21 protein-coding genes are annotated in these 25497 nt (G+C 35.0%); 1 reads left to right on the top strand and 20 read right to left on the bottom strand.

The window, feature by feature from the left end:
* Window positions 1–177: 177 nt before the first annotated feature.
* The 5 genes from rpsT to ACKI3H_RS00950 form a co-directional block, all read right to left on the bottom strand.
* Window positions 178–432 carry a 30S ribosomal protein S20 gene (gene rpsT / locus ACKI3H_RS00970; RefSeq protein WP_350450214.1) on the bottom strand — a complete coding sequence of 85 codons (255 nt, stop codon included), beginning with the start codon at window positions 430–432 and terminating at the stop codon, window positions 178–180.
* Window positions 433–564: 132 nt separating this feature from the next.
* The gene (holA, locus tag ACKI3H_RS00965) at window positions 565–1623 is read right to left on the bottom strand and encodes a DNA polymerase III subunit delta (RefSeq protein ID WP_407370444.1); all 1059 of its coding nucleotides are present in this window, start codon (window positions 1621–1623) and stop codon (window positions 565–567) included.
* Between the two features lie 72 nt (window positions 1624–1695).
* Window positions 1696–4044 carry a DNA internalization-related competence protein ComEC/Rec2 gene (locus tag ACKI3H_RS00960; RefSeq protein WP_407370443.1) on the bottom strand — a complete coding sequence of 783 codons (2349 nt, stop codon included), beginning with the start codon at window positions 4042–4044 and terminating at the stop codon, window positions 1696–1698.
* Complete coding sequence (locus ACKI3H_RS00955; RefSeq protein WP_407370442.1) at window positions 4045–4563, bottom strand: ComE operon protein 2; 519 nt, start codon at window positions 4561–4563, stop codon at window positions 4045–4047.
* Window positions 4564–4653: 90 nt separating this feature from the next.
* Window positions 4654–5346, bottom strand: coding sequence for a helix-hairpin-helix domain-containing protein (locus ACKI3H_RS00950; protein WP_407370441.1), 693 nt, complete (start codon window positions 5344–5346; stop codon window positions 4654–4656).
* 153 nt (window positions 5347–5499) lie between these two features.
* On the opposite strand from ACKI3H_RS00950, the gene ACKI3H_RS00945 reads away from it, so the two are divergent.
* Window positions 5500–6246 (top strand): tryptophan-rich sensory protein, encoded by a 747-nt coding sequence (locus ACKI3H_RS00945; protein WP_407370440.1) that lies wholly within the window; start codon window positions 5500–5502, stop codon window positions 6244–6246.
* A gap of 73 nt (window positions 6247–6319) precedes the next feature.
* Here the strand turns inward: ACKI3H_RS00945 and ACKI3H_RS00940 are convergent, their stop codons facing one another.
* From ACKI3H_RS00940 to pdhA, 15 genes are all read right to left on the bottom strand, one after another.
* Window positions 6320–7372 carry a SepM family pheromone-processing serine protease gene (locus ACKI3H_RS00940; RefSeq protein ID WP_407370439.1) on the bottom strand — a complete coding sequence of 351 codons (1053 nt, stop codon included), beginning with the start codon at window positions 7370–7372 and terminating at the stop codon, window positions 6320–6322.
* Between the two features lie 38 nt (window positions 7373–7410).
* Complete coding sequence (coaD, locus tag ACKI3H_RS00935) at window positions 7411–7902, bottom strand: pantetheine-phosphate adenylyltransferase (RefSeq protein WP_407370438.1); 492 nt, start codon at window positions 7900–7902, stop codon at window positions 7411–7413.
* On the bottom strand, window positions 7895–8467 hold the full coding sequence (gene rsmD, locus ACKI3H_RS00930) for a 16S rRNA (guanine(966)-N(2))-methyltransferase RsmD (protein WP_407370437.1): 573 nt from the start codon (window positions 8465–8467) through the stop codon (window positions 7895–7897). The genes coaD and rsmD overlap by 8 nt, the downstream gene beginning before the upstream one ends.
* 108 nt (window positions 8468–8575) lie before the next feature.
* Window positions 8576–8887: a YlbG family protein gene (locus tag ACKI3H_RS00925; protein ID WP_407370436.1), complete on the bottom strand. Its 312-nt coding sequence runs from the start codon at window positions 8885–8887 to the stop codon at window positions 8576–8578.
* A gap of 67 nt (window positions 8888–8954) precedes the next feature.
* Entirely contained in the window at window positions 8955–10145 is a 1191-nt protein-coding gene (locus ACKI3H_RS00920) for a CAP-associated domain-containing protein (RefSeq protein WP_407370435.1), read from the bottom strand.
* A 104-nt stretch (window positions 10146–10249) separates the two neighbouring features.
* Complete coding sequence (locus tag ACKI3H_RS00915; protein WP_407370434.1) at window positions 10250–13681, bottom strand: pyruvate carboxylase; 3432 nt, start codon at window positions 13679–13681, stop codon at window positions 10250–10252.
* A 109-nt stretch (window positions 13682–13790) separates the two neighbouring features.
* A complete protein-coding gene (locus ACKI3H_RS00910; protein ID WP_407370433.1) occupies window positions 13791–14960 on the bottom strand; it encodes an FtsW/RodA/SpoVE family cell cycle protein in 1170 nt (389 codons plus the stop codon).
* Window positions 14961–15217: 257 nt separating this feature from the next.
* On the bottom strand, window positions 15218–17059 hold the full coding sequence (gene typA / locus ACKI3H_RS00905) for a translational GTPase TypA (RefSeq protein WP_407370432.1): 1842 nt from the start codon (window positions 17057–17059) through the stop codon (window positions 15218–15220).
* A 322-nt stretch (window positions 17060–17381) separates the two neighbouring features.
* Window positions 17382–18179: an inositol monophosphatase family protein gene (locus ACKI3H_RS00900; protein ID WP_407370431.1), complete on the bottom strand. Its 798-nt coding sequence runs from the start codon at window positions 18177–18179 to the stop codon at window positions 17382–17384.
* Window positions 18180–18239: 60 nt separating this feature from the next.
* Entirely contained in the window at window positions 18240–18521 is a 282-nt protein-coding gene (locus ACKI3H_RS00895; RefSeq protein WP_407370430.1) for a UPF0223 family protein, read from the bottom strand.
* A 17-nt stretch (window positions 18522–18538) separates the two neighbouring features.
* Window positions 18539–19477, bottom strand: a complete 939-nt coding sequence (locus tag ACKI3H_RS00890) for a lactate/malate family dehydrogenase (RefSeq protein WP_407370429.1) — start codon at window positions 19475–19477, stop codon at window positions 18539–18541.
* 236 nt (window positions 19478–19713) lie between these two features.
* Window positions 19714–21120 (bottom strand): dihydrolipoyl dehydrogenase, encoded by a 1407-nt coding sequence (gene lpdA, locus ACKI3H_RS00885; protein WP_407370428.1) that lies wholly within the window; start codon window positions 21118–21120, stop codon window positions 19714–19716.
* 12 nt (window positions 21121–21132) lie between these two features.
* A complete protein-coding gene (locus tag ACKI3H_RS00880) occupies window positions 21133–22755 on the bottom strand; it encodes a dihydrolipoyllysine-residue acetyltransferase (RefSeq protein WP_407370427.1) in 1623 nt (540 codons plus the stop codon).
* A 128-nt stretch (window positions 22756–22883) separates the two neighbouring features.
* Window positions 22884–23861 (bottom strand): alpha-ketoacid dehydrogenase subunit beta, encoded by a 978-nt coding sequence (locus ACKI3H_RS00875; RefSeq protein ID WP_350450232.1) that lies wholly within the window; start codon window positions 23859–23861, stop codon window positions 22884–22886.
* Between the two features lie 2 nt (window positions 23862–23863).
* On the bottom strand, window positions 23864–24973 hold the full coding sequence (pdhA, locus tag ACKI3H_RS00870) for a pyruvate dehydrogenase (acetyl-transferring) E1 component subunit alpha (protein WP_407370426.1): 1110 nt from the start codon (window positions 24971–24973) through the stop codon (window positions 23864–23866).
* Window positions 24974–25497 lie beyond the last annotated feature (524 nt).

The following is a 25497-nucleotide window of genomic DNA, read 5'->3' as shown; positions in this document are numbered from 1 at the left end:
AAGCCTGTCTAATTCAAGACACACCTTTTCAATTCTATTTTATTATTCTAGCACTGAACGTGTGTTCTTACAACTAATTTGATAAAACTTCACTAGTATTCAAAAAATAAAAAAGCCTCAAATCTTGAATACTCAAGACTTGAGGCTTTTTTACTTACACTTTATAACAATGACCTCTTATTTAGCTAATTTAGCAGTTAAACGAGATTTGTCACGGTTAGCTTTATTTTTATGAATCAATCCTTTAGATGCAGCCATGTCAATTGCTTTGATTGCTTCTTTAAGTAATTGTTCAGAATTTTCGTTACCTGCTTCAATAGATTGAACATATTTTTTAATAGCAGTACGCATTGAACTTTTTTGAACGTTGTTTTGTACAGCTGATTTTTCAGAAGTACGGACACGTTTGATTGCAGCTTCGATGTTTGGCATTTGATTCACCCCACTTTCAATTATTTACAACTTAAAATAGTCTATTCTAGTTGTTTCAACAAATTCAATTATACATAAAGACAAGCTTCAATGCAATAAAAATGTGTAAAGTTTTTTTACTTGATAGCTTGATTATCTTAAACGCTTGGATTGATCTCTATTCACTGTCTTTTTTTGCGCATACTGCAGAACGAATAATTCAAATTGCATTTCTTTATCGCCTTTTCCTGTCTTCAGTCTATACTCAGCATCAATCAATCCATTGTACGCTTCGATTAATGAATGCTCCTCAATTTTTCTCATTTGTTGAATAGCTAATTTCACACGATAGGGGTGCGTTTTTAATTGTTTGGCAATGTCTCCTTGCTGATACCCTTTTTTTTCTAAAATTTTGACTTGGATAAGCAATCTAAATTGAGAGGTCATAATCGCATTTATTTTAATAGGATCCTCTTTTTGTAATAATAAATCTTGGTATAAATTAAGGGCTTGTCCTACGTCTTTTTTCAAAACGTATTCATTCAGCGCAAAAATATTTTGTTCTAATGACTTAGCCACTAATTCTTGAACTGCATCTAGTGTAATAAATTTAGTATCTTGAGCATAAATGAAAAGTTTCGGCAATTCTCCCATTGCTACAGATAATTTCGCATCTGTTAATTGAATAAATAATTCAAACGCTTCTGGTGAATAACGGTATTCTTCATTTATTATAGTATCCTTGATGTATTTTCGCATATCTTTTTCTGATAATGCATTTACCTCTATTATAGTAGCTGTTTTTTTTAGTAATTTAGTTATTTTTTTGCGTTCATCCAATTTTTCATACGGGGCAAAGAATACAAGTGTCGTTGATTCAGAAGGATGAGTTAAGTAACTTTCTAACCATTTTACATCATGTTCTGTCTTTAATTTTGTTTTATCACCTGTTAAGAAGACAGGTCTGTCTACAAAAACGAGACGACGATCGCCAAAAAACGGAATCGATTCTGCATCCTCTAAGGCTGTTCCAATCGAAACTTCTTCCATATCGTAAGCACCGTAGTTTAATTCCAGTTCTTCTGCGCTAAGTAATGAATCCAACAATGTTTTTCTAGCTACGCTTGCTAAATAGGATTCTGTTCCTAATACAATGTAAACATGGGCAATCGTGCCGTTTTTTATTTTTGCTAATTCTGATACAAAATTCACTCTGTTCCACCACTTTCTTGTATTACCTTAATGGTACAAAGCATTAATTTATTTTGCAAGCCTATTTTTAATTTATTTTAAGATCGTTTGAAAGTCATTTTCTAATCCTTGGTGTAAATAATCGGCGTAGGTATACCTAAAACTTCCTTGTAAATCTGTTCGATAAACCGTTGTATTTAATGAAGCCAATCGATCTAGCACGTCCTCATTTGGATGATTGTAGCGATTGTTTAACCCACAAGATATCAAAGCTATTTTTGGTTTTATCCTTTTAATGAAATGATCACTAGTTGACGTTTGGCTTCCATGATGTGCTACTTTTAAAATATCCACTTTTAGATTAGGGTAAAGAGTCGTTATCTCTGCTTCTCCCAATTCTTCAATATCCCCTGTGAAAATCCAATTAAACTGACCAATTTTCCCATACAATACAAGCGAATCATTGTTTTCACCTTCACCATTGTCTAAGGGCCACAAAACAGCTAAAGAGGGTCCGAAAAGTTGATCTCGTGATCGTTTAGCACTGACTTCACGTAAGGACACACCACTTTTTGCTAATGCTTGAGCTGCATCAAAAAATGATTGTTTTTTAGTTGTCCCTATTGGGAAAATAAGTTCTTTAATTTCAATACTCTGAGCTAGTTCGATTAATTCACCCATGTGGTCTTCGTCTCCATGAGTAATCAACACTTGGTCTAATTGGGTTACACCTAAAGATTTAATCACCGGAATCAACACACGGCTTGACACTGTTGACTGGGTTTTTCTTATTTGCCATTCTTCTTTTTCAAATGCTAATGCTCCGCCTGTATCTATTAGATAGACACCTTTTCCAAAAGGTTCTTTAATTAAAGTCGCATCTCCCTGGCCTACATCTAGTATCAAAACTTCTCCAAATGGACTGTACTTTTGATACTGAATAAAGACTATAAAAACAGTTAACAATAAAATAAGAGCTCGTTTCTTTTTCTTTTGCTGTTCTAATGCGATCAAAAAGAAAACCATGACAATGATCGTTACACTAAATAACATCAAAGGAACTTTTCCTGTAACAATCGTACCATATGGAAAAAGTCTGATTTTTAATACCAGCCATTCTATCGTACCCAACAATTGTTCCGCCAAGTGTATAAGAAACTGGAAAAACAGTGTTCCCGAAAAAAAATAGGAACTAAAAAACAATAAAATCATCAAGGGCATAATAAACCACGTAAATAATGGAACAAAGAGCAAATTCGCAAACATTCCAATCCACGAAAACTCAAAAAAATGGAAACTGAGAATCGGTATAGAGATAAGGGTTAAAATAAAAGAAATAAATAAACTATTGATAATGCTATATTTTGATTGATTGAACAACGAGGTTGAAAATAAAATCAAGGTTAAACTAAGTAGATAGCTCAATTGAAAACCAACAGAAAATAATTGATAAGGATCTATCCAAAGCCCGATAATCAGTGTCCATGACCACGCATCTAATCCGGAAATAGGTCTACGTATCCTTGAACCCGTCTGACGGATCAGACTCATCAAAACAGCTCTAAAAATACTGGTTCCCCAACCGGTCAAACTTCCATATATGGGAAGAAAAATAATTAAAAGAAGATAAGTGTGCTCACGTGTTATCCCCATTCGCCATAGAATGTAAGTAAGACCAGCTATTAGAAATTGGATATGTACGCCTGAAATACTTAATAAATGGATAATTCCGACTTCCTTGTATCCATTCATTACTTGATCATCAATAGAACTAGTATCTGCGAACAATAGGGTTTTTATGTAACTTGACACAGTAACGGATGTTTTACTTTCAATGTGAATCAAGACAGTTTGTCTGATATTTTTTAAGTTAAATAGATCTAAAAAAGTTTGTTTCTCAGTTCCAGAATACGCTTTAATTGATGTTGCCTCTAGTATCCAATGAATTTTGTTATGAGACAAATATCGCTGATAATCAAATTGATTTAAGTTCCTATTTTTTTCAGGTTTCGTTAAAGATCCTATCACTATAAACTTTGCTATTTTTTGTTGCTTTTCCCAATACTCTTTTTCTTCTTTAGTAGATAAACGATAAAAAACAACAATTTTCTCAGAACGTTTTAGCGTTTCTCCAGCTTGATTAACTGTACCGTAAAATTGCACTTGATCGCCATCGATTTTTAGTTGATTGGGATCCATTTCAAGCAAAAAATTTTGAGTATCCATCGAAAGACGCGTTTGATTGTTGTACTTTTCTATCCCTACAAAAAAAGCTGTTACACTCATGAACAAACAACAATAGATGAGCCATTTTTTTCTATGTGTAAATAACAATCGAATCAACCACATCAGGAATATAAAAACACTTAACCAATTAGGGTTTAAAATAACAATAGCGCACAACAAACAAGAAATAGCTGAAAAAAGAGCGTATCCTTTCACTTATTGAAATGGCATGTGTCCATTAAGGTGGCTTAAACTAGTTTGAGCATTCGTATTGAAATCTAGTTGTTGGAAAAAATCTTTTGGAAGGACAACTTTTTGACACTGAACGTGGGCTTGTTCAATCAATTTTAAAGCGTACTCATTGTTGTGGTAATCTTCTAAGTAATTTATTTTTATGATACCCGCTTGAATAATCATTTTCGTACACTGTAAGCATGGGAAATGAGTAACATAAATTTCTGCACCTTCAGTTTGCGCTCCAAATTTTGCACATTGAAGAATCGCATTCATCTCAGCATGGATTGTACGTAAACAATGACCGTCAACAATATAGCAACCGTCATCTATACAATGCGCATCCCCACTTACCGAACCGTTGTAACCTCCTGCGATAATCCTCTTTTCCCTTACAATTGTAGCTCCAACAGTTAATCGAGCACAGGTGCTTCGTAAAGACAGCAACAAACTCTGAGACATAAAATATTGATCCCATGGTATACGTTCAGTCATATTCATCCTCCTACTCATTTTTTTGTTTAAGTTTTTAATGATCTTAAGCATTTTCTCAAGTATACAAAAGCCCACAAAGACTTTCAATACTTCATTTTATTCACCATCGCCCACAGTAATGCTTGCTCGTAATGCCTCAAAAGTTTTTTCACCAATGCCGGACACATTTTTCAGATCTTCAATTTTTTGAAACGAACCATTCTCTTGTCTATAGCTCATGATTTGCTCTGCTTTTTTCTCCCCTATTCCAGGTAATTGTTGGAGTTCAATTGAGTCTGCGAGATTGATATTTATCTTTTCAGACGTTGATGCTTCACTATCTTCTTGAGGGACTGTGATGACGGCTTCTTCAATTGGAACGACTGCAGCTTTTTCATCAACTGCTCCAATTTCTGGAATAAAAATCACCATTTGATCTGCCAACTTTAAAGATAAATTTACCGGGTTTTGATTTGCTTTATCGCTAAAACCACCAGCTAATTCAATAGCATCAATTAACCTCATTTCACTTGTCACTTCATACACACCAGGAAGATATACCGCACCTTTAACATCTACATAAATTGTTTCTGATTGACTCTTTGATTGTTGTTCATCTTGATTTGAGGCGACTGAATAGTGACTTTCACTTTCCAAATAACTCATCATATTTGAGGTTTCTTCTACATTGTCTGTGCTTTTTAAAACTATTAAAACCATTCCAAATACACTAATCACTAGGAAACTGAGCATACCTATCTCAATAAACAAACGATTTTTTATTAGCCAGTCTTTGCTAGTTTTCAACATCCCCTAACACTCCTTTTGAGTCCTTCTAATAAGTAATATGCGTAAAAAACACCTATTTCTTTTAACCAGTCGCTTTAATTTATTTTCTTTACTATTTATAGTATGGTTAAGTTAACGTAATTTTTAAAATTACTAAATTAAGGAGTGATGAAAATGACTATAGGAAAACAGCTTGTTTTATATTTAGCTTATGGAATAATGATTGCCGTAAACGCTTTAGCTAATATCCTTCCCATTAATGGTTATCAAACAGGAGAAATTTCCGATATGTATGATGTGTTTTTTACTCCTGCTGGTTTTATTTTTAGTATTTGGGGAGTCATTTATTTTGCATTGTTATTATGGCTGTTAAGTTTTAGTTTAAAAAAACAAACGTTAAGTTCCGCACAATTCTGGGGATTTTTAATAACTTGTTTGTTTAATACATTATGGATTTTAGTTTGGCATTTTCTATTGGACGGAATTGCTTTTATTGTTATTTTTTTACTGCTTCTATCCCTTATTTTTTTATATCGAACTCAAAAAAAAGCTACTCATTCTAAACTTTACCTCATTCCTATTTCACTTTACTTAGGTTGGATCATTGTTGCTACCATTACAAATTTCAGTTATTGGTTAGTTGCTAGTATCGGTATCGAGGCAAATCTCCAAACAATAGTCACTTATGTACTCTTATCACTAGCGACTCTTTTAGGACTAGGGATTGCTTATTTTTTAAAAGATTGGGCTATTATCTTAGTTTTTATATGGGCAATGTATGGGATATTTACTAAGAACTTACCAGATCATCGCTCAATTGCTATTGTTACCGCCGGATTAATGATTGTCCTTATAATTGGAAGTATCACTTCATTCTTCATCAATCGAAGAACAGCCCAAAAAAATCCTTATCACTTTTAAAGTTAGTTCAAAAAAGCCGAAGACATAATTGTCTTCGGCTTTTTTTATGGATTTTTTGATTAGATCAAATGGTTTATAGATTTTTCAAATAATCAATGGCATCTTGAAATGTTTTTACAGGTACAATCTTCATATCGGTATCAATTTCTTTTGCTGCATCTAGGGCTTCTTGGTAATTAGACTTCATTTCAGGATAATTTTTTTGTATGACTGGATCTATCGTATCATCTGGAGCAAAAAAGACTGTCGCTCCTTCTTTACTGGCTGCAACAACTTTTTTATCAATTCCGCCGATTCGACCAATTGTGCCATCTGGTTGCATCGTTCCAGTACCAGCAATTTCATTTCCCTTTCGCAAATCCTCATCAATCAACTGCGTATAGATCTGTAAAGCAAACATAAAACCAGCAGATGGCCCTCCAATATCTCCGGCATCAATAGATACTGGGATATCTGTTTCAATTGACGTATTATCCACTAAAGAGATTCCTAGACCAGCTTTTTTAGTTTCTTCCATTTCCATTAATTTCCCAGATGTAATTTGTTGTTCGCCATTCCGTTCATACGTTACTTCAATGACTTGACCAACTTTTTGTTGTTGAACGTATTCAATAAATTCAGCTGAACTATCAAAAGACTGTCCATCAATTGAAAGTATGGTGTCTCCAATCTCTAACTTACCTTCAAAATCGGACCCTTCTAAAATAGACATGATATAAACGCCATTATACGTCAACTGATACTCTTCTCCAGCAGCCTCATAAGCTTGTTCGATTGCTGAATTGATTGAACTAGTCATATAATAATTCTGTAGGTTAGTGTATTCTGCATCAGAAGTATTTGTCCCAAACAATTCTTCGGTAGTGAGCCCTTCATGAAAAGGCAAATATTTCATGAAATACGTAAAAGGAGTCGCTCTTCTAATTGCAACGGTCGTTAACATAAAATGACCATCTTCTGGGTCTTTTTTGTTGTCAACTTCTACCAATTCGTTCAACTGCACTGCCGAACCCGGTCCTTCTATATAATATGGAATAGGAATAAAAACTCCTGCAAGAATAATTACGATTAGTGCAACAAGCAAACCCTTGCGACTCTTTTTTTCTTTAACCTTCATTCCAATCATCCTCTGCATACCTAAATTTACTAACGAATTAAATTGATTTATTCTATTTTAGCATACTTTTCTTTGATAGCTTTATTAACTCCATCTGGAACGAGACTGGAAACATCGCCACCAAACATCGCCACTTCTTTAATTAAGCTTGAGCTTAAAAATCGGTACTTTTCATTTGACATTAAAAATACAGTTTCAATATCTTTATGCTGAATTTTATTCATTGTTGCAATCGTAGATTCATACTCAAAATCGGCATTATTCCTTAATCCTCTTACCAAAGTGACTGCTCCAATTTTTTTTGCAAGCTCTACCGTCAATCCGCCACTATGTTCCGTAACCCTTACATTTTCAATATGTTCGACAGACTTTTTAATAAAGGTCATTTTTTCTTCTAAAGAGAATAAAGCATTTTTTGATGTATTAGTCGCTACAGCGATAACAACTTGATCAAATAATTTTGAGGTTCTTTCAACTGTATCGAGATGGCCATTAGTAAATGGATCGAAACTTCCAGGAAATAAAGCAATTTTAGTCATTTCCCTGCCCCATTTCCTTAGTGTATTCATACATTACAATTTGGCTTGCCCCGTAAAGTTCTTTTCTAAAAACTTTTGCTGCACCAATAGTTTCATTTAATTGGGTCCGTTTATCCACCTCACAAATAATCATAGCTTCATCATTCAATAAATCAGAATCGACTATTTTTTCAATTTGTTTTTCAATCTCTTGTTTAGCATAAGGAGGATCTAAAAATAAGAGGTCAAATTTTTTCTTCCCTCTTAGTAAGTCGATTGCTCGATTGGCGTCATTCCGATAAATTTCAAATTTATCTAATTCCTTTGTTACGCTAATATTTTCTTTTATCGTTTTGATGGCTAAAGGATCTCGGTCAATTAATACGGCACTATCCATACCACGAGAAACTGCTTCAATAGCTAGTCCTCCACTTCCAGCAAATAAATCTAAACAATTTCCCCCGTCAAAATAAGGTCCTATGATATTGAAGATGGATTCTTTTACTTTATCTGTTGTGGGTCTTGTATTGTTACCTGGGACAGCTTTTAATTTTCTGCCTCCATATTCTCCTGTAATGATACGCATACATACAACTTCCTTTCAGTTTATCTTTATCTTTGAGAAACCCTTTTACACTATAAAATGCTAAATAAGCCGATGAACTTATGGTATCGACTTATTTAGCATTTATGTTTAGAATACAGTTTTGCTAGACCCTTTTTCTTCTATTTGTTCTTTAGCAGCGTCTCTTTTTTCTTTTCCGAAAAAATCTTTAAAATCTAAATTAATAAACGGCCTATAGGATAACTCTACTTTTCGAACGAAATGTAAATCAGCTAATTTTTTTTGCGTCATTTCTACATCAGATTGATTGATATACATCACAACGTATTTCATTCTTCTAGAAGCATAGTGAATCAACCCAAAACGTTTAAGTGTTTTAAAATGTCTTAAACTATAAACCCAAACAATGATTCCTTGTCTCTCATTTGTAGTTAATTCCATATCGCCCCTCCTTAATTTAATATTTTTAACTGTACTGTTTCTTATTCTTTAAAAATGTCTTATTTAGTTAATGGAGGATAAGCAACATATCATTCGCACGATAAGCTAGTCCTATTTCTGTCATACCAGCATCCATCAAAAAATTCCGTTCAATTTCAAGACTAAACCAGTTGGTTGCAAGCCATGCTACATCTGTTTCTTGAATCGAATACAACACACGTACTTCATTTAACTCCAACTCGGTTTCTTGTAAGGTAAACTCTATTTGCTCACTTGTTAAAGTTTGATAGGTTTGATTTGATTGTTCATCAATAGAGTTAGAGTTGTCATCCAGAATAAACGTTTCAATTGAAGAATTCTGATTCTTAATTGCTTTGTTCGAGCTTTCCGTTTCCGAAAAATCACTTTCCTTATTGGCTTGACGATCCGCAATAATTTGTTCTTCTTGATTGATAAAAATAGTTTCAGCTACGCCAGTTAAAGCATCACTCGGAGTTAAGGCAGAAAGTTCATATCGATATCGCAAGATATTTAATATCTCATACACTTGCTTTTGATTGGCTTTATTAATGGCCTCTTGTCTTATTTCATCTACCTCAAGAGAAGGAATTATGTGTTTTTTTGAACCATCATCATAGATTCCCAAGCGAATTAGCGATGGTGAGTCTAGATAACGAACAGCAATAATTTGATTTGTCGAACGATCCATCATCAATACAGCAAATGTTTGATTGTCAAAAGCAATTAGAGGGCGATAGTTTAAATCACTTTCTGTTAATTCTAAGGTTACCTGTTCTCCTTGATTCTCTACAGAATATGTGGGATAAAAACTCGCTAATTGAAACACTTCAGTAATGGACATACCAATTTTAAATGGCGCTACATCTAATTCGGATCCCAATACAAATAAATCGGTTATTATGTCATCTTTTACTATTAACTGCGCATAATCTTTTTCATTTTCTCCAAATATCCAGCGTTCTTCTTTATAAACAGTTGGATCGATTCGCTTTGGATCACCAAACTTTTCGGTAAAATTTGCAATGTTTTGACCAACATAACTGCCTAAACCTGCAACCGGAAGCTGTTCAGGTTCTAAATCTGTTGTTTGATAATCAAAAGATTCAGATTGAATAGTTTCACTTTCTTCTTTAGGCGTAATGATGTCTGATGGATTTCTTGAAATGACTTCTGGCAACCAATAAGTAGCCAGAAGCATAATGAAAATCAGCGGCAAAGATCTTAAAAATGTCTTCACTCATTTAGCCTCCTCAATTTGGTAGCTAAATCATTTTAACTAAACCTTAGTGCTAGTTATCATCATTAAAATGAGTATTACTTTGTTCGTCAATCTATTCGGTTTTAGTTAGCTTTCACTTCAATCAGTAAATCTCCTGTTTCAATAATATCCTCATCTGCAACATAAATCTGATCAATTATCCCTTCAACATTGGCTTTAATTGTTGTTTCCATTTTCATTGCTTCTGTGATAATGATTGGCTGTCCTTGAGCTACACGATCTCCCTTTTGTACCAATACTTCAAGTACAGATCCTGGCATAGTAGCTCCAATATGTTCTTTATTTGTAGGTTCTGCTTTTTTACGTACAGCTTTTGTACTTGTGATGCTGTAATCTTTTACCACTACTTCTCTTCCTTGACCGTTTAAATCAAAGTATAAAATACGCATACCTTCAGAATTAGGTTCACCTATTTGATTTAATTTTATAATCAACGTTTTCCCTTTTTCAATTTGAACTTCGACAGATTCTCCAGTTCGCATACCATGGAAAAATGTCATCGTATCTAAAAGTGTTACCTCTCCAAAAGTTTCTAGATTATTACGGTAATCTAAAAATACTTGGGGATACATGATGTAACTAAGGACATCTTCTTGAGTAGGCTCTGCTTGAATTTTTTCAGCTAGCTCTTTTTTTACTTCGTTAAAATCAACTGGTGCTGCTAAGCTACCTGGGCGAACATTAATCGGTTCTTTGCCTTTTAATACAATACGTTGAAGTTTTTCAGGGAAACCACCAGTCGGTTGTCCTAAATCACCCATAAAGAAACTGATAACAGACTCAGGAAAATCGATATCCATTCCTTTTTCGTATACATCCTCTTCAGATAATTTATTTTGTATCATAAATAAAGCCATATCTCCAACTACTTTTGATGAAGGCGTAACTTTAACAATGTCTCCAAACATTCGGTTGACTGTTGCATACATTACTTTGACTTCATCCCATTGCTCGGCTAATCCAATTGCTTTAGCTTGCTGTTGCAAATTGGTGTACTGTCCACCAGGCATCTCATGTTGATACACTTCAGTAGAAGGTGCACTGATTCCTACTTCAAAGTCACTATAATGTGCACGAATATCTTCCCAATAATGATTGATCTGTTGTACGTTCTCAATATTAATATCAGGTGCTCTATCTGCATTTAACAAGGCATAATACAAACTATTCATGCTTGGTTGACTAGTTGCTCCGCTCATTGCGCTCATAGCCACATCCACAATATCCACATCAGCTTTTACAGCAGCAGCATAGGTAAAGATCCCGTTACCGCTCGTATCGTGTGTATGCAAGTGAATTGGGACATTTACTGTTTCCTTTAATTCACTAATTAAACGATAAGCAGCTTGCGGCATTAATATGCCAGACATGTCTTTAACGGCAATAATGTGTGCACCTTGGTTTTCCAATTCTTTAGCCATATCTTTATAGTAGTCGACTGTATACTTATCTCTCTTAGGATCATTGATATCCCCAGTATAACAAATCGTTGCTTCTGCAATTTTACCCGCATCACGTACACTTTGAATACTCTTTTCCATTTGTTGGATCCAGTTCAGACTATCAAAAATACGGAACACATCAATCCCATTTTTAGCCGCTTGCTGAATAAAAGCTTCAATAACATTATCCGGGTAATTTTGATACCCTACAGCATTGGAACCTCTAAATAGCATTTGGAATAAAGTATCTGGCATTTTTTTACGTAATTTATCTAATCTTTCCCAAGGGTCTTCATTTAAAAAGCGATAAGCTACATCAAATGTAGCTCCTCCCCACATTTCAGAAGAAAACAACTGTGGAATACCTTTTTGAGTTTCCTCAGCAATATTTAAAAAGTCTTGAGTCCTCACGCGAGTAGCTAACAGGCTTTGGTGTGCATCTCTAAAGGTTGTATCTGTCAGCAATACTTCATTTTTATTTTTGATCCATTCTACCACGGCATCTGCACCACTATTGTCTAGGACATTTTTTGCACTTACGTAGTCATTATCTAGTGTTACTAACTTCGCAGGTTTTCTAGCTGGTTCAAAGAATTTTTTCTCTCTTTGTTCAATACCAGGAAATCCATTGACCGTAATATTTCCGATGTAATGCATCGTTTTATTTCCACGGTCTCTCACTTTTGAGAATTTAAATAATTCAGGTGTCGTATCAATGAACGTCGTTTTAGCTTCACCAGATAGAAAAACCGGATGTGAAATAACGTTTTGCATAAAGGGAATATTCGTTTTTACTCCGCGTATACGGAATTCTTTTAACGAGCGAGCCATTTTTTGTACCGCCAATTCAAACGTTGTCGCATGGACACAAGCTTTAACCAACAATGAATCAAAGAAAGGTGTAACTACACTCCCTTGAAATCCATTTCCTGCATCCAGACGAATACCAAATCCACCTGGAGAACGATAAGTATTGATTTTACCTGTATCCGGCAAAAAATTATTCATAGGATCTTCAGTAGTGATACGGCATTGAATGGCAGCACCAATCAACGGAATATCTTTTTGTTGTGGAATCTGAATATCTTTGTGTAGATCTTTCCCTTGAGCAATTAGAATTTGAGCTTGAACGATATCTATACCTGTAATCATTTCAGTTATGGTGTGTTCAACTTGTACACGAGGATTTACTTCGATAAAGTAAAACTTTTCGCCTTCTAATAAAAATTCAACCGTTCCAGCATTTACATAACCAACATGTTCCATCAATTGAACAGCAGACAGACACATTTCAGCTCTCAACTCTTCTGAAATAGAAACACAAGGTGCGACTTCTACAACTTTTTGATGACGACGTTGAACAGAGCAATCTCTTTCATATAAATGAACGATATTTCCATGTGTATCCCCTAAAATTTGTACTTCGATGTGTTTTGGATCCTGAATATAGCGTTCTACATAGATCTCATCGCTACCAAATGCAGCTCTAGCTTCACTTTGTGCACGTTCAAAACTATCTTTTACATCAGCTTCGCTGTTAGCCACACGCATTCCACGTCCGCCTCCACCAAGAGCAGCTTTAATAATAATTGGATAGCCATATAGGTTCCCAAACTCTTTTACACTTTCTAGATCTGCAACTGGACCGTCTGATCCTGGAATAGACTGAATACCCGCCGCGATTGCAGCTTCTTTTGCTTTTATCTTATCTCCAAAAATATCTAAATGGTGTAGTTTAGGTCCGATAAAAATGATTCCTTCTTCTTCACAACGTCTAGCAAAATCAATATTTTCAGATAAAAAACCGTATCCTGGATGAATGGCATCTGCTTCAGAATCTTTAGCGATACGAATCAAGTCTTCAATATCTAAATAAGCATCAATAGGTTTTTTTCCCTTACCTACTAAATAAGCTTCATCAGCTTTAAAACGATGAACAGATCCCTCATCTTCTTGTGCATAGACAGCTACTGTTTCAATAGATAGCTCTGTTAAAGCTCTAAAAATGCGAATGGCTATTTCACCGCGATTTGCTACTAATACTTTTTTCATCATGTCACTCCTAATCTTTGTAATTTCTCCTTCTATAGGCAGGATGCACCTTATCATAAAAAAAAAACAGTCCTGTAAACAACTAGCTTACTACATCCAATAAATACATTTAATTCTTGCTATTTTTTTCTAATACTTGCTGATTGTGCTTTTTATCTGTTGCACTAACATTTAATACCAAACCAATAGAAATTGTTAAAACAATCGTGCTCGAACCTCCATAACTGATAAAAGGAAAGGTTACTCCTGTGATAGGCATTAATCCAATAACCCCGCCTAAATTAACAAGACCTTGTACTAATAACATTGTTGCGATACCGATGCAAATGAGTGATCCAAATGAATCTTTTGCTCGAATACCGACTAAATAAATACGCAAAATCAATAAACTAAACAGTGACATAATAACCAGTATACCAATTAAGCCCATTTCTTCACCAATAATAGACATGATGAAGTCTGTATAAGGTTCAGGTAAATATCCCGTTTTTTGAATACTTCCCCCGATTCCTACTCCAAAAATGCCACCACGTCGTAAAGCATAATACGAATTCACTAATTGAAGTCCAGCACTTTCAGATACGGCAAAAGGATCCCAAAAAGCTAAGAATCGATCGTATTGGTATTTTTCTAAAAAGGGAAGACTCATACCAAATACACGTACTAGTGCAAGTATACCTCCTATTAAAAAAACTCCTAAAGTTCCAACCGCTACTGATAATTTTGTTGAAACTCCACTTGCTAAGATCATACTGGTTCCTGTAATAAGTAGAATACCAGCACCTCCAACGTCGGGCTGCAAAAGAATCAACACTAAATAAAAACCAAAAAGTGTTAGTGGTGGAGAAACCGTATCTTTAAAATTATGCATAAGTTGATTTTGTTTTTTTGAAAAAATATAAGCAAAATACCAAATAACAACTATTTTTGCAAACTCTGCCGGTTGAAATCCAAAACCAAAAATGAATAGCCAACCTTTTGCTCCATTTGTGACTTGTCCAAAAAAGAATAAGTAGACAAGTAAAAGTGCAACAAAACCATTTACACCCACTAAAAAACGTTTACTTTTCAATAACTTATATTTGAATAAAAAAACAAACATACTTGTAATTAATCCCAAAATAACAAAGGCAGCTTGTCTGGTAAAATAATATTGAGAATTATTATACTGACTAATAGCAATGTAGCTACTAGCACTATAAATCATCAAAATCCCTATGATAGATAAAATTAAATAAGGAATAAAGATATAGTAATCAAGATATTTAAATTTTTTCATATTTACGGCTAAAAGAAGCCTTTGGCCTCCCTATTCTATAATTTTAATCCTGTATTGATTAGATTTCAATACAGTCTTAATCCATCATTCTTTAGTTGCAGATTAGGCAACATTATTATTATAGCAACAAACTATCCATCCAACAATAACAAAGGGCACGAATTTAGCCTAATTCCTCTTTTAGTAGGAACTAGATATAAAAAAAGACAGTTCCAAAAAAATGAATCAACCATTTTTTTGGAACTGTCTCTTTAATTTTAGTTTTGTGACGCTTTATTTTTCTTAGCTGATTTTTCACGTTCGTTTTTATTCAAGACTTGTTTACGTAAACGAACATTCAATGGAGTGATTTCACAGTACTCATCATCACCTAAGAATTCTAACGATTCTTCAAGTGTTAAATGACGAGGTGCTTTGATTACGTTAGTTTGGTCTTTATTCGCAGAACGTACGTTAGTTTTTTGTTTAGCTTTCGTGATGTTAACAGTGATGTCATTTTCACGAGAGTTTTCCCCAACGATCATTCCTTCATAAATTTCAGTAGTTGGTTCAATAAAGATCGTCCCACGGTCTTCAACACCCATGATACCGTAAGTTGTTGCTTTACCCGTTTCAGTTGAAACTAAAGCACCATTACGACGACCACCGATTTTAGTTTTTAAACGGGGCAAGTATTGATCAAATGTGTGGTTCATAATTCCGTATCCACGAGTCATTGAAAGGAACTCAGTAGAGTATCCAATTAATCCACGTGCAGGAGCTAGAAAAGTCAATTTAACTTGGCCATTTCCATTATTGATCATATCTTTCATTTCACCTTTACGAGCACTTAAAGATTCAATGATTGAACCCATGTACTCTTCTGGAGTATCGATTTGAACCAATTCGAATGGTTCACACTGAACACCATCAAAGTCTCTCAAGATAACTTCTGGACGAGAAACTTGCAATTCGTAACCTTCACGACGCATGTTTTCAATAAGAATTGACAAATGTAATTCTCCACGACCTGAAACGATCCATGCATCTGGAGAATCAGTAGGATCAATACGTAAAGACACATCAGTATGCAATTCAGACATTAAGCGTTCTTCAATTTTACGTGAAGTAACCCATTTACCTTCGCGACCTGCAAAAGGTGAGTTGTTTACTAAGAAAGTCATTTGCAATGTTGGTTCATCAATATGAAGAACTGGTAATGGATCTACATGGTCAACTGGTGTAACAGTTTCCCCAACGAAGATGTCTTCCATACCTGAAACTGCAATTAAATCTCCAGCTTTTGCTTCATTGATTTCTACACGTTGCAATCCGAAGAATCCAAAAAGTTTTGTTACACGGAAGTTTTTAGTTGAACCGTCTAACTTACTTAATGTTACAGAATCTCCAACTTTGATGGTTCCACGGAATACACGTCCGATACCAATACGTCCAACATAATCATTATAGTCTAATAATGAAACTTGGAATTGTAAAGGTTCGTCAGAGTTATCAATTGGAGCAGGGATTTTTTCAAGAATCGTATCAAAGACATGAGCCATTGTTGGTTCTTGATCATTTTTGTCATCTGATAAACTAGACGTACCATTCATAGCAGAAGCATAAATAACCGGGAAATCCAATTGATCGTCATCTGCACCTAATTCAATAAATAATTCTAACACTTCGTCTACTACTTCTGCAGGACGAGCTGAATCTTTATCGATTTTGTTTACTACTACGATTGGAACAACTTTTTGTTCCAAAGCCTTTTTCAATACAAAACGAGTTTGTGGCATTGTTCCTTCATAAGAATCGACAACTAGAACTACACCGTCAACCATTTTCATAATACGTTCAACTTCTCCACCAAAGTCAGCATGGCCTGGTGTATCCAAGATGTTGATGTGCGTATCTTTGTATTTAACAGCCGTATTTTTAGCCAAAATTGTAATACCACGTTCTTGTTCTAAAGCATTTGAATCCATCGCACGTTCCGCTAATTGATTACGTGCATCTAATGTATCTGATTGCTTTAAAAGTTCATCAACTAAGGTTGTTTTACCGTGGTCGACGTGGGCAATTATAGCGATATTTCTAAGATTTTCTCTTTTTTTCATAAATGTATTCCTCCAAGATTCTTCTTGTTATTTCAATGCTACTGAATCGCTATCTACGAATAAAAAATTGTCCAATACATTTTTTTGCATATGAACTATTCATAAGTTTTTTGCAATTCTTTAATGAAAACGCATTGAAAACTTATGAAGACAACTATCAACTTATCCATTCTAACACTTATCTAAGCAATTGAAAAGAAAAAAGATAAGATATTCACAACTTTCCAATTGTAAGCGATTCATTAATGAGACGATTCACAGATACCGTTTTTGATTCGATAACGTTCAATCACTTAGTAAATGAAAGTTATTTTTTTGATCCTCAAACTTTGTTTTCAGCACTCAACAGACGAATAATTTCTTCGTGAGCTAGAGGTGAGGCCACGAGAGAAGCATTTTTTTTCAACAAATCAATCCTATCTCCATTTAACTTAGTATAGATTAGCCCCACTTCTTCAGCAATCACTTTACCAGCTGCAATGTCCCATGGTGCAAGCGACGCAGCAAGATACCCTATCAGCCTTCCAGAAACAACATGAGCGGTTTCAATACCTGCTGATCCTATTAAACGAACGCCAGAACTTGCTCGACCAACTATCCTTGCCAAACCTTCTTCTTTAGACATCAATGCACTACTTATAGCCACTAGACCTTCTTTTAATGGTTTATCATCAACCACTGGGATAAGGGATTGATTGCAATAGGCTCCGTTACCCTTTTGAGCAGAATACAGTTTATCCTGCATGACATCATAGATATAACCCATTTGACCCATTCCGTTTTCATAAATAGCTACCATAATCGCAAAGTCAGACTGTTGTTTAATAAAATTTAATGTTCCATCGATTGGATCTATAATCCATACCACACCATCTAAATTCTGAACGTCATCTCCAAAACCTTCTTCTCCCAAAATACGCTCTCCAGGAAAAAACTGCTGAATTTTTTCGATAAACAGTTTCTCTATAGCTTTATCCATATTGGTGACTAAATCATTACGATTCGTTTTTTGCTGGATATCTAATTCATTATTAAATGAAGTTTTTATTGTCTTAGCAGCCTCATAAATCCATTCTTTGATTAACCGGTCTCTTTTCACAAGCTGATCCAAAAAATCCACTTCCTTTCAAGAAATAATTTAAACTAATTTATTAAAAAAGACAACTAAAATAGAACGAGCTTATTTCTCCGTTAAGCGAATGTTTTTTTTAGTAGATGATTGTGCTTCTTTTACTACACGATACAGAGAATAATTTGAAATATCTTCAAATTTTTTACCCCATCTTTTTTCCTCACCAATAGCAGGAATAACTTTTTTGAATTTTTTATATTTCCGTAAAAACTCTTCACGGTCTATTCCTTTTTCATAGGCCAACTCTACCATACGCCATACATTCACTACATCTTCCATTTGTTCTTTAGTCCAATCGTAATCAATTGGGTAACTGTAACTCTTTTCCATTAGTTTGACCTCCATAATTATCCTTGCTCAACCCAATCCAGCTGGATTCTTATTTCATTAGCACTGATTAATAAACTTTTTTGTTCTGTTTCAGAAAAATTCAATCCTGCAATTTGTCTTATACCATTCTCTCCTAAGATTACAGGTATAGATAAAGGTATATCTTTCAATTCACCAATGTCCATAAGGTGAACAAGTGGTACAATGGCTTTTTTATTTGTTAAAATATACTGGACCAGTTCAATTAAAGCTGTTGCAGTTGTTAATGTCAATTCTTTATTTTCGTTCATTCGATTCCGTTTAGCTATCTTTTCTTCTATTATACTCATATCATCTTGGTTAAAATTAGTATTTGGATCCATTGTTAAGCCTAATACTGAATTTCCTCCCATACTTGAACGACTCCAGGCAACTGTTTTTTGCAAAGGGTTGCTTCCTCCGATAATATACCCTTTAACTTCATTAAAAGAAACATCTAGCGATTCACTTAATAATTTTTGGAAATAAACAGTATCAATGTATGTTCCTAATCCGATAATTTTATTTTTGGGTAAGCCAGAAAATTTCCAAACTAAGTATGTAAACAAATCATCTAATTTATTCGCAACAATAATTAATCCACTAAAACCTGAAGCCATTGCTTGATTAATCATTTTACGTACCAATAAAATATTTCTTCTAAGGTATTCTGAATCTGATTCGTTTTCTAGTCGGTTCTCTTTTGCGGTTAAAATTAAAATATCCGCATCTGCATAATCTTTTTCATTGCCCATTTTTATTTTACTCATAGGAAATAACTCGGAAGCATACTGCAAATCATTCGTTTTATCTTCTTGAGGAATTGGAAGTGGATACAGATAAACTTCTTTTACATTTAATGTTGTCATGCTTAAAAAACAAAAATGATAGGCGATATCGTCTGATCCAACAACTAGAATTTTTTTATCACTTTTCATTTGATCTCCCCCCAACTTTATAAGTGCGATTCCTTTTATTTATTATAATAAACCCAACTCTAACAAGCTTAGTATACCAAACTAACCAGTTAAAGTGGGTATAATGAACTTTTAACTAATTAAAAAGTTAAAAAGAGCTTCTCATTCCAAATAAGAATGAGAAGCCCTTTTTCAGTATGGACACGTCTTAATTGGTTCAATTAGGACGACTACAAAAATAGTAGTTCTTTTAATAATTACGCGTGAATTGGTAAACCTAAAGCTAATTCAGCAGCATCCATAGATACTTCAGCTAAAGATGGGTGAGCATGAATAGTTGAAGCAATATCTTCTGCAACCATTCCTGATTCAACTGCTAAAGCAAGCTCCGCAATTACATCACTAGCGCTAACACCAGCAATTTGAGCTCCTACAATAACACCTTCATCTTTAGTTGTAACTAGGCGAACAAAACCTTCAGTAGCATTTAAAGACAATGCACGTCCATTACCAGCTAATGGGAATTTAGAAGTTTTCACATCTAATCCTTTTTCTTTAGCTTCTGCAGCTGTATAACCAACAACCGCTAGTTCAGGATCTGTAAAGGCAACAGCAGGCATAGCTCTGTAATCAATAGCAACTTTTTTACCAGAAATTGCTTCTGCAGCAATTTTTGCTTCATAACTAGCTTTGTGAGCCAAAGCTGCTCCTGGAGTGATATCACCGATTGCATAAATATTTTTCACGTTTGTGCGACCTTGAGCGTCAACTTTAACAAGTCCACGTTCATTCATTTCAACACCAGTTGATTCTAAACCTAGTTCATCTGTGTTTGGACGACGACCAACTGTTACCATTACATAATCAGCTTCAATTGTTTTTTCTTCGCCTTTCACTTCATAAGTGATAGATACGCCATTTTCAGTTTCAACAGCTTCTTTAGCCATTGCATTGTTTTCAATTGTAACATTTTTCTTTTTAAAGTTATCCGTTACTAATTTAACCATGTCTTTTTCGAATGTTGGTAAAATAGATGGTGCAAATTCAAGAATGGTTACTTCAGCTCCTAAGTTTGCGTAAGCTCCAGCTAATTCACTACCAATATATCCGCCACCAACTACAACAAGTTTTTTAGGTACTTCTGGTAAAGCCAATCCACCAGTTGAGTCGATTACACGTTTGCCAAATTTGAAACCTTTGATTTCAATTGGACGGCTACCAGTTGCAACGATTGCATTCTTAAATGAATACGTTTGTGCAGCTACTTCAGTCATTACACGTAAAGTATGTTCATCATTGAAGTAAGCTTCGCCACGAAGAATCTCTACTTTATTTTTTTTCAATAAACCTTCAACACCTTTAGTTAAAGATGCTACAACTTTATTGTTTTTCCACTCTTGAGTTTTAGCAAAATCTAGAACCACGTTTTCAGCAGAAACTCCAAAAACAGATGAATCTAATGCATCTTGATAATGATGTCCAGCACTGATTAGTGCTTTAGAAGGAATACACCCAACGTTAAGACAAACCCCACCAATATACTCTTTTTCTACGATGGCAACTTTTTGTCCCATTTGAGCAGCACGAATGGCTGCTACATATCCTCCTGGACCAGAACCGATGACAACTGTATCTAACTCTATTGCGAAATCTCCTACTACCATTTAACCTTCACCTTACCCTTCCATTAACAATAATTCTGGATCAGCAAGTAATGTTTTCAATTCATTCATTGCTTTTTGTGCAGTTGCTCCATCAATGATACGGTGGTCAAAACTTAATGACAATTGCATAACTGGTGCTACAACAATTTCATCATCTGCATTAACAATTGCTTTTTTAGCGATACGGCCTACACCTAAAATTGCAACTTCAGGGTAGTTGATTACTGGAGTGAACCAACCTCCACCGATTGAACCGATGTTACTGATTGAAAGTGAACCGTTGCTCATTTCGTTAGCAGCTAATTTACCTTCTGTAGCTTTACCAGAAAGTTCAGTAATTTCGCTTGCGATAGAGAAAATGCTCTTAGCATCAGCATCTTTAACAACTGGTACAAACAATCCGCGGTCAGTATCTGTAGCGATGCCGATATTGAAGTAATGTTTGTAAACAATTTCGTTTGTTGAATCATCAATTGATGCATTCAATGCTGGATATTTACGTAATACTGAAACGATAGCTTTAACAACGTAAGGTAAGAATGTTAGTTTAACACCTTTACTTGCTGCTATATCTTTAAAGTGTTTACGGTGAGCCATCAACTTAGTTGAATCTACTTCATCAAACAATGTAACATGTGGAGCAGTCGCTTTGCTGTTTACCATTGCTTTAGCGATAGCTTTACGCATTGGAGTCATTGCTTCACGAGTTTCAAGTTCAGCTTGGTTAGATTTGAATGCTTTAGCTGGAGCAGCTTCTTTCTTAGCTGCTGGAGCTTTAGCTTCAGTTGCTTTTTCAGTTTGTGCTGATGCTGCAACTTCAGGGGCTTTCCCACCATTGTTCTTGAAGTTTTCAATATCTTCTTTAGTTGTACGACCATTTTTACCAGTAGCAGCAACTAAAGTGATGTCAACATCGTTTTCACGAGCAAATTGACGAACAGATGGCATAGCTAAAACATTTTTATTTGAAGCTGATGCTTCTGTTGAAGTTGATGTTACAGTTGGTGCAGCAGGCGCTTCTTGAGTAGCTGGTGCTGAACCTTTAGGATTATGCTCTGGAGAGTCAATTTCTATCAATACTTGACCTACCATTGCTACTGTTCCTTCTTCAACTAAAATCTTTTTGATTGTTCCAGAAACTGGAGTTGCAATCTCTTCTACAGATTTATCGTTTTGGATTTCTGCAACAGAATCTTCTTCATTAACTGTATCGCCTTCAGCTACTAACCATTTTACGATTTCACCTTCAGCCATTCCTTCTCCAACGTCTGGCATTTTGAATTGGAAGAATGAAGTTCCTGATGAAGCTGGTGCTGCTGCCGGTTCTGGAGCAGATGCGGCTGGTGCTTCTGGTGAAGTAGCTGGAACAGATCCCTCTTCTTCGTCATCTTCATGTCCTGGAGCATCGATTTCAATAATAACTTGTCCAACTGTTGCTACTGTTCCTTCTTCAACCATAATTTTTTTAACGGTTCCAGAAACTGGAGTTGCAATTTCTTCTACAGATTTGTCGTTTTGAATTTCTACGATTGAATCTTCTTCTTCAATTGTATCGCCTTCAGCTACTAACCATTTTACGATTTCGCCTTCAGCCATTCCTTCTCCAACATCTGGTAATTTAAATTTAAATGACATTTTATTTTTCTTCCCTTCTATGTTTAGCTATTCTTTTAGAAATATCAGTTTAGTTTTTAATACTAGAACAAACAAATGCAATAGACTCTATAAGCTTTATCGCATTTGTTATTTCACATATGAATAGATTAGAAATTGTACGTTTCTTTAACTTTATCAGCAATATCAGTTGCATTTGGTAACCATGCATTTTCAGCTAAACCAAATGGGAAAACTGTATCTGGTGCTGCTACACGTCCGATTGGAGCTTGTAGTGAAAGGATAGCACGTTCAGAAATTTCAGACATAACCATTGCGCCTACACCTGCTTGACGTTGTGCTTCTTGAACTACTACAACGCGTCCAGTTTTTTCAACTGAAGCTACAATTGTTTCGATATCTAATGGAGAAATAGTTCTTAAATCAACGATTTCTACAGAGATACCTTCTTTTTCTAGTTCATCAGCAGCTTTGATTGCTTCACGCACCATAGCTCCGTAAGTGATAACAGAAACATCTTTACCTTCACGAGTGATGGCAGCTTTTCCTAGAGGAACAGTGTAAATTTCTTCAGGAACTTCATCACGGAATGAACGGTATAATTTCATGTGTTCCATGAATACTACTGGGTCATTGTCACGTAATGCGGAGATTAATAAACCTTTTGCATCGTATGGGTTTGATGGAACAACTACTTTGATACCTGGAGATTGAGTGAGCAAACCTTCAAGATTATCTGAGTGCATTTCTGGAGTATGAACTCCTCCACCAAATGGCGTACGAATCGTAATAGGCATGTTACGAGTGCTACTCATACGGTAACGAGTACGTGCAGCTTGTCCTACGATTGAATCTAATACTTCAAATAAGAAACCAATAAATTGGATTTCTGGAACAGGACGGAAACCTTGGAAAGCAAGTCCAATAGCTAATCCACCAATACCTGATTCAGCAAGTGGTGTATCTGAAACACGCTCTTCACCATATTTTTCTTGAAGACCGGCAGTTGCACGGAATACACCGCCATTTTTACCCACATCTTCACCAAAAATCAAAATATCTTGATCGCGTTCCATTTCTTGGTCAAGCGCTTCAGTAATCGCTTGAATCATTGTTTTTTGTGCCATGTTTATTTACTCTCCTTTGCTTCGAAAGTTGCAATTTGTTCAGCGATAACTTGAGTTGGTGTTTCATACATATTTTTCAAGAAATCAGAAACTTTTTGTTTTGGTGCTTGGTCAGCTTCTTTAACAGATGCTTTAACTTCTTCTTTAGTTTTTTCAATTAATTCATTTTCTTTTTCTTCAGACCATAAACCTTTTTCAGTTAAGAAATTACGGAAACGAATTAATGGATCGCGTTGTTCCCAGTAATCAAAACTATCTTTATCACGGTAACGTGTTGGGTCATCTCCAGATGTAGAATGAGGACCGAAACGTGAAGTGATTGTTTCAATTAGGACAGGACCATTTCCAGCTACAGCCCATTCTCTTGCTTGTTTAGTAACAGCATAAACTGCTAATGGGTCCATACCATCTACTTGAACTCCAGGGATTCCAGCTGCTACAGCTTTTTGAGCTAAAGTAGTTGCTGCAGTTTGTTTGTGACGAGGAGTTGAGATTGCGTATCCGTTATTTTGAACAAAGAATACTACAGGAGCTTTGTAGGCACCAGCAAAATTCAATCCTTCATAGAAATCTCCTTGAGATGAACCGCCATCACCAGTGTAAGTGAACGCAACGTTTTGTTTGCCACGTTTTTTAAGCCCGATACCAGCACCCATAGCTTGGATGATTTGAGCACCAATAATAATTTGTGGTGGCACAGCGTGTAAATCTTCAGGATATTCGTTTCCTGCTGAATGTCCACGAGACCATAAGAATGCTTTTGATATTGGCAAACCATGTTGAATCAATTGAGGAATATCACGGTATCCTGGATATAATTCATCTTCTTTTTCAAATGCATAATGACTTGCTAATTGAGAAGCCTCTTGTCCAGCTGTAGGAGCGTAGAAACCTAGGCGTCCTTGACGAGCTAAAGCCATTGAACGTTCGTGTAAGATTCTAGACCAAACCATTTTTTCCATTAATTCAACAAGTTGGTCGTCAGACAAATCAGGCATAATATCTTTATTTACTACTTTACCGTCTTTATCTAAGATTTGTACCATTGGGAAAGCAGCATCAATTGTGCTTAACAATGCTTCAAAATCTATTGGTTGTTTCTTGTTCACCATGTATAACCCATTCCTCTCTCGTTTACAATATTGTTTTTCAAAATTCTGTTTTATACTATTAAAGAAACTGTATTACTCAGAACTTTTTACAGTTTAAATTTAACACGCTTTCAACTTAGATGCAAGCAAACTAAATGTTAAACCATATGAATTCTATCTATTCACTTTAATTTAATCTAGTTTTTCAGCCATACTGGAATCCTTATTGTGAAAATTTTCACTATAAAAAATGTTTATTCGTTGTTATATAGCACATTAATTTAAAATTAAACTCTGAAAAAAGCGGATACTTACCTCTTTAAAACTGTTATATAATTTTCATTTAACTGTATTACTTTTTACAAAAATATCTTCATTTTTTTGGATACATCTTTTTTCACAAAAAGATTTTCTCTTGATTAGGAGCCAGTAATTGTTCACTTTTCCGCCTTTTTTTTATTTTTCAACTGTTATTTTTCGTAAATTTTAACTACAAGCACGAATAAAAACACTATTGTTTTTATTCGTGCTAAAAAAAACCCGTT

It is taken from the genome of Carnobacterium sp. (assembly GCF_045617425.1).
GTDB lineage: Bacteria > Bacillota > Bacilli > Lactobacillales > Carnobacteriaceae > Carnobacterium_B.
This window is presented reverse-complemented; position numbering and strand designations above follow the sequence as displayed.

Excerpts from the sequence above, each read along its gene's own strand:
- ACKI3H_RS00925 (WP_407370436.1), bottom strand. The coding sequence starts at position 8,887 with ATGGAATTAACTACAAATGAGAGACAAGGAATCATTGTTTGGGTTTAT.
- coaD (WP_407370438.1), bottom strand. The coding sequence starts at position 7,902 with ATGACTAAAATTGCTTTATTTCCTGGAAGTTTCGATCCATTTACTAAT.
- ACKI3H_RS00895 (WP_407370430.1), bottom strand. The coding sequence starts at position 18,521 with ATGGAAAAGAGTTACAGTTACCCAATTGATTACGATTGGACTAAAGAA.
- ACKI3H_RS00940 (WP_407370439.1), bottom strand. The coding sequence starts at position 7,372 with ATGATTGGAATGAAGGTTAAAGAAAAAAAGAGTCGCAAGGGTTTGCTT.
- rsmD (WP_407370437.1), bottom strand. The coding sequence starts at position 8,467 with ATGCGTATCATTACAGGAGAATATGGAGGCAGAAAATTAAAAGCTGTC.
- ACKI3H_RS00890 (WP_407370429.1), bottom strand. The coding sequence starts at position 19,477 with ATGAAAAGTGATAAAAAAATTCTAGTTGTTGGATCAGACGATATCGCC.
- ACKI3H_RS00950 (WP_407370441.1), bottom strand. The coding sequence starts at position 5,346 with ATGTTGAAAACTAGCAAAGACTGGCTAATAAAAAATCGTTTGTTTATT.
- ACKI3H_RS00880 (WP_407370427.1), bottom strand. The coding sequence starts at position 22,755 with ATGTCATTTAAATTTAAATTACCAGATGTTGGAGAAGGAATGGCTGAA.
- pdhA (WP_407370426.1), bottom strand. The coding sequence starts at position 24,973 with ATGGTGAACAAGAAACAACCAATAGATTTTGAAGCATTGTTAAGCACA.
- ACKI3H_RS00915 (WP_407370434.1), bottom strand. The coding sequence starts at position 13,681 with ATGAAAAAAGTATTAGTAGCAAATCGCGGTGAAATAGCCATTCGCATT.
- typA (WP_407370432.1), bottom strand. The coding sequence starts at position 17,059 with ATGAAAAAAAGAGAAAATCTTAGAAATATCGCTATAATTGCCCACGTC.
- ACKI3H_RS00955 (WP_407370442.1), bottom strand. The coding sequence starts at position 4,563 with ATGAATATGACTGAACGTATACCATGGGATCAATATTTTATGTCTCAG.
- lpdA (WP_407370428.1), bottom strand. The coding sequence starts at position 21,120 with ATGGTAGTAGGAGATTTCGCAATAGAGTTAGATACAGTTGTCATCGGT.
- ACKI3H_RS00945 (WP_407370440.1), top strand. The coding sequence starts at position 5,500 with ATGACTATAGGAAAACAGCTTGTTTTATATTTAGCTTATGGAATAATG.
- ACKI3H_RS00910 (WP_407370433.1), bottom strand. The coding sequence starts at position 14,960 with ATGAAAAAATTTAAATATCTTGATTACTATATCTTTATTCCTTATTTA.
- ACKI3H_RS00875 (WP_350450232.1), bottom strand. The coding sequence starts at position 23,861 with ATGGCACAAAAAACAATGATTCAAGCGATTACTGAAGCGCTTGACCAA.
- rpsT (WP_350450214.1), bottom strand. The coding sequence starts at position 432 with ATGCCAAACATCGAAGCTGCAATCAAACGTGTCCGTACTTCTGAAAAA.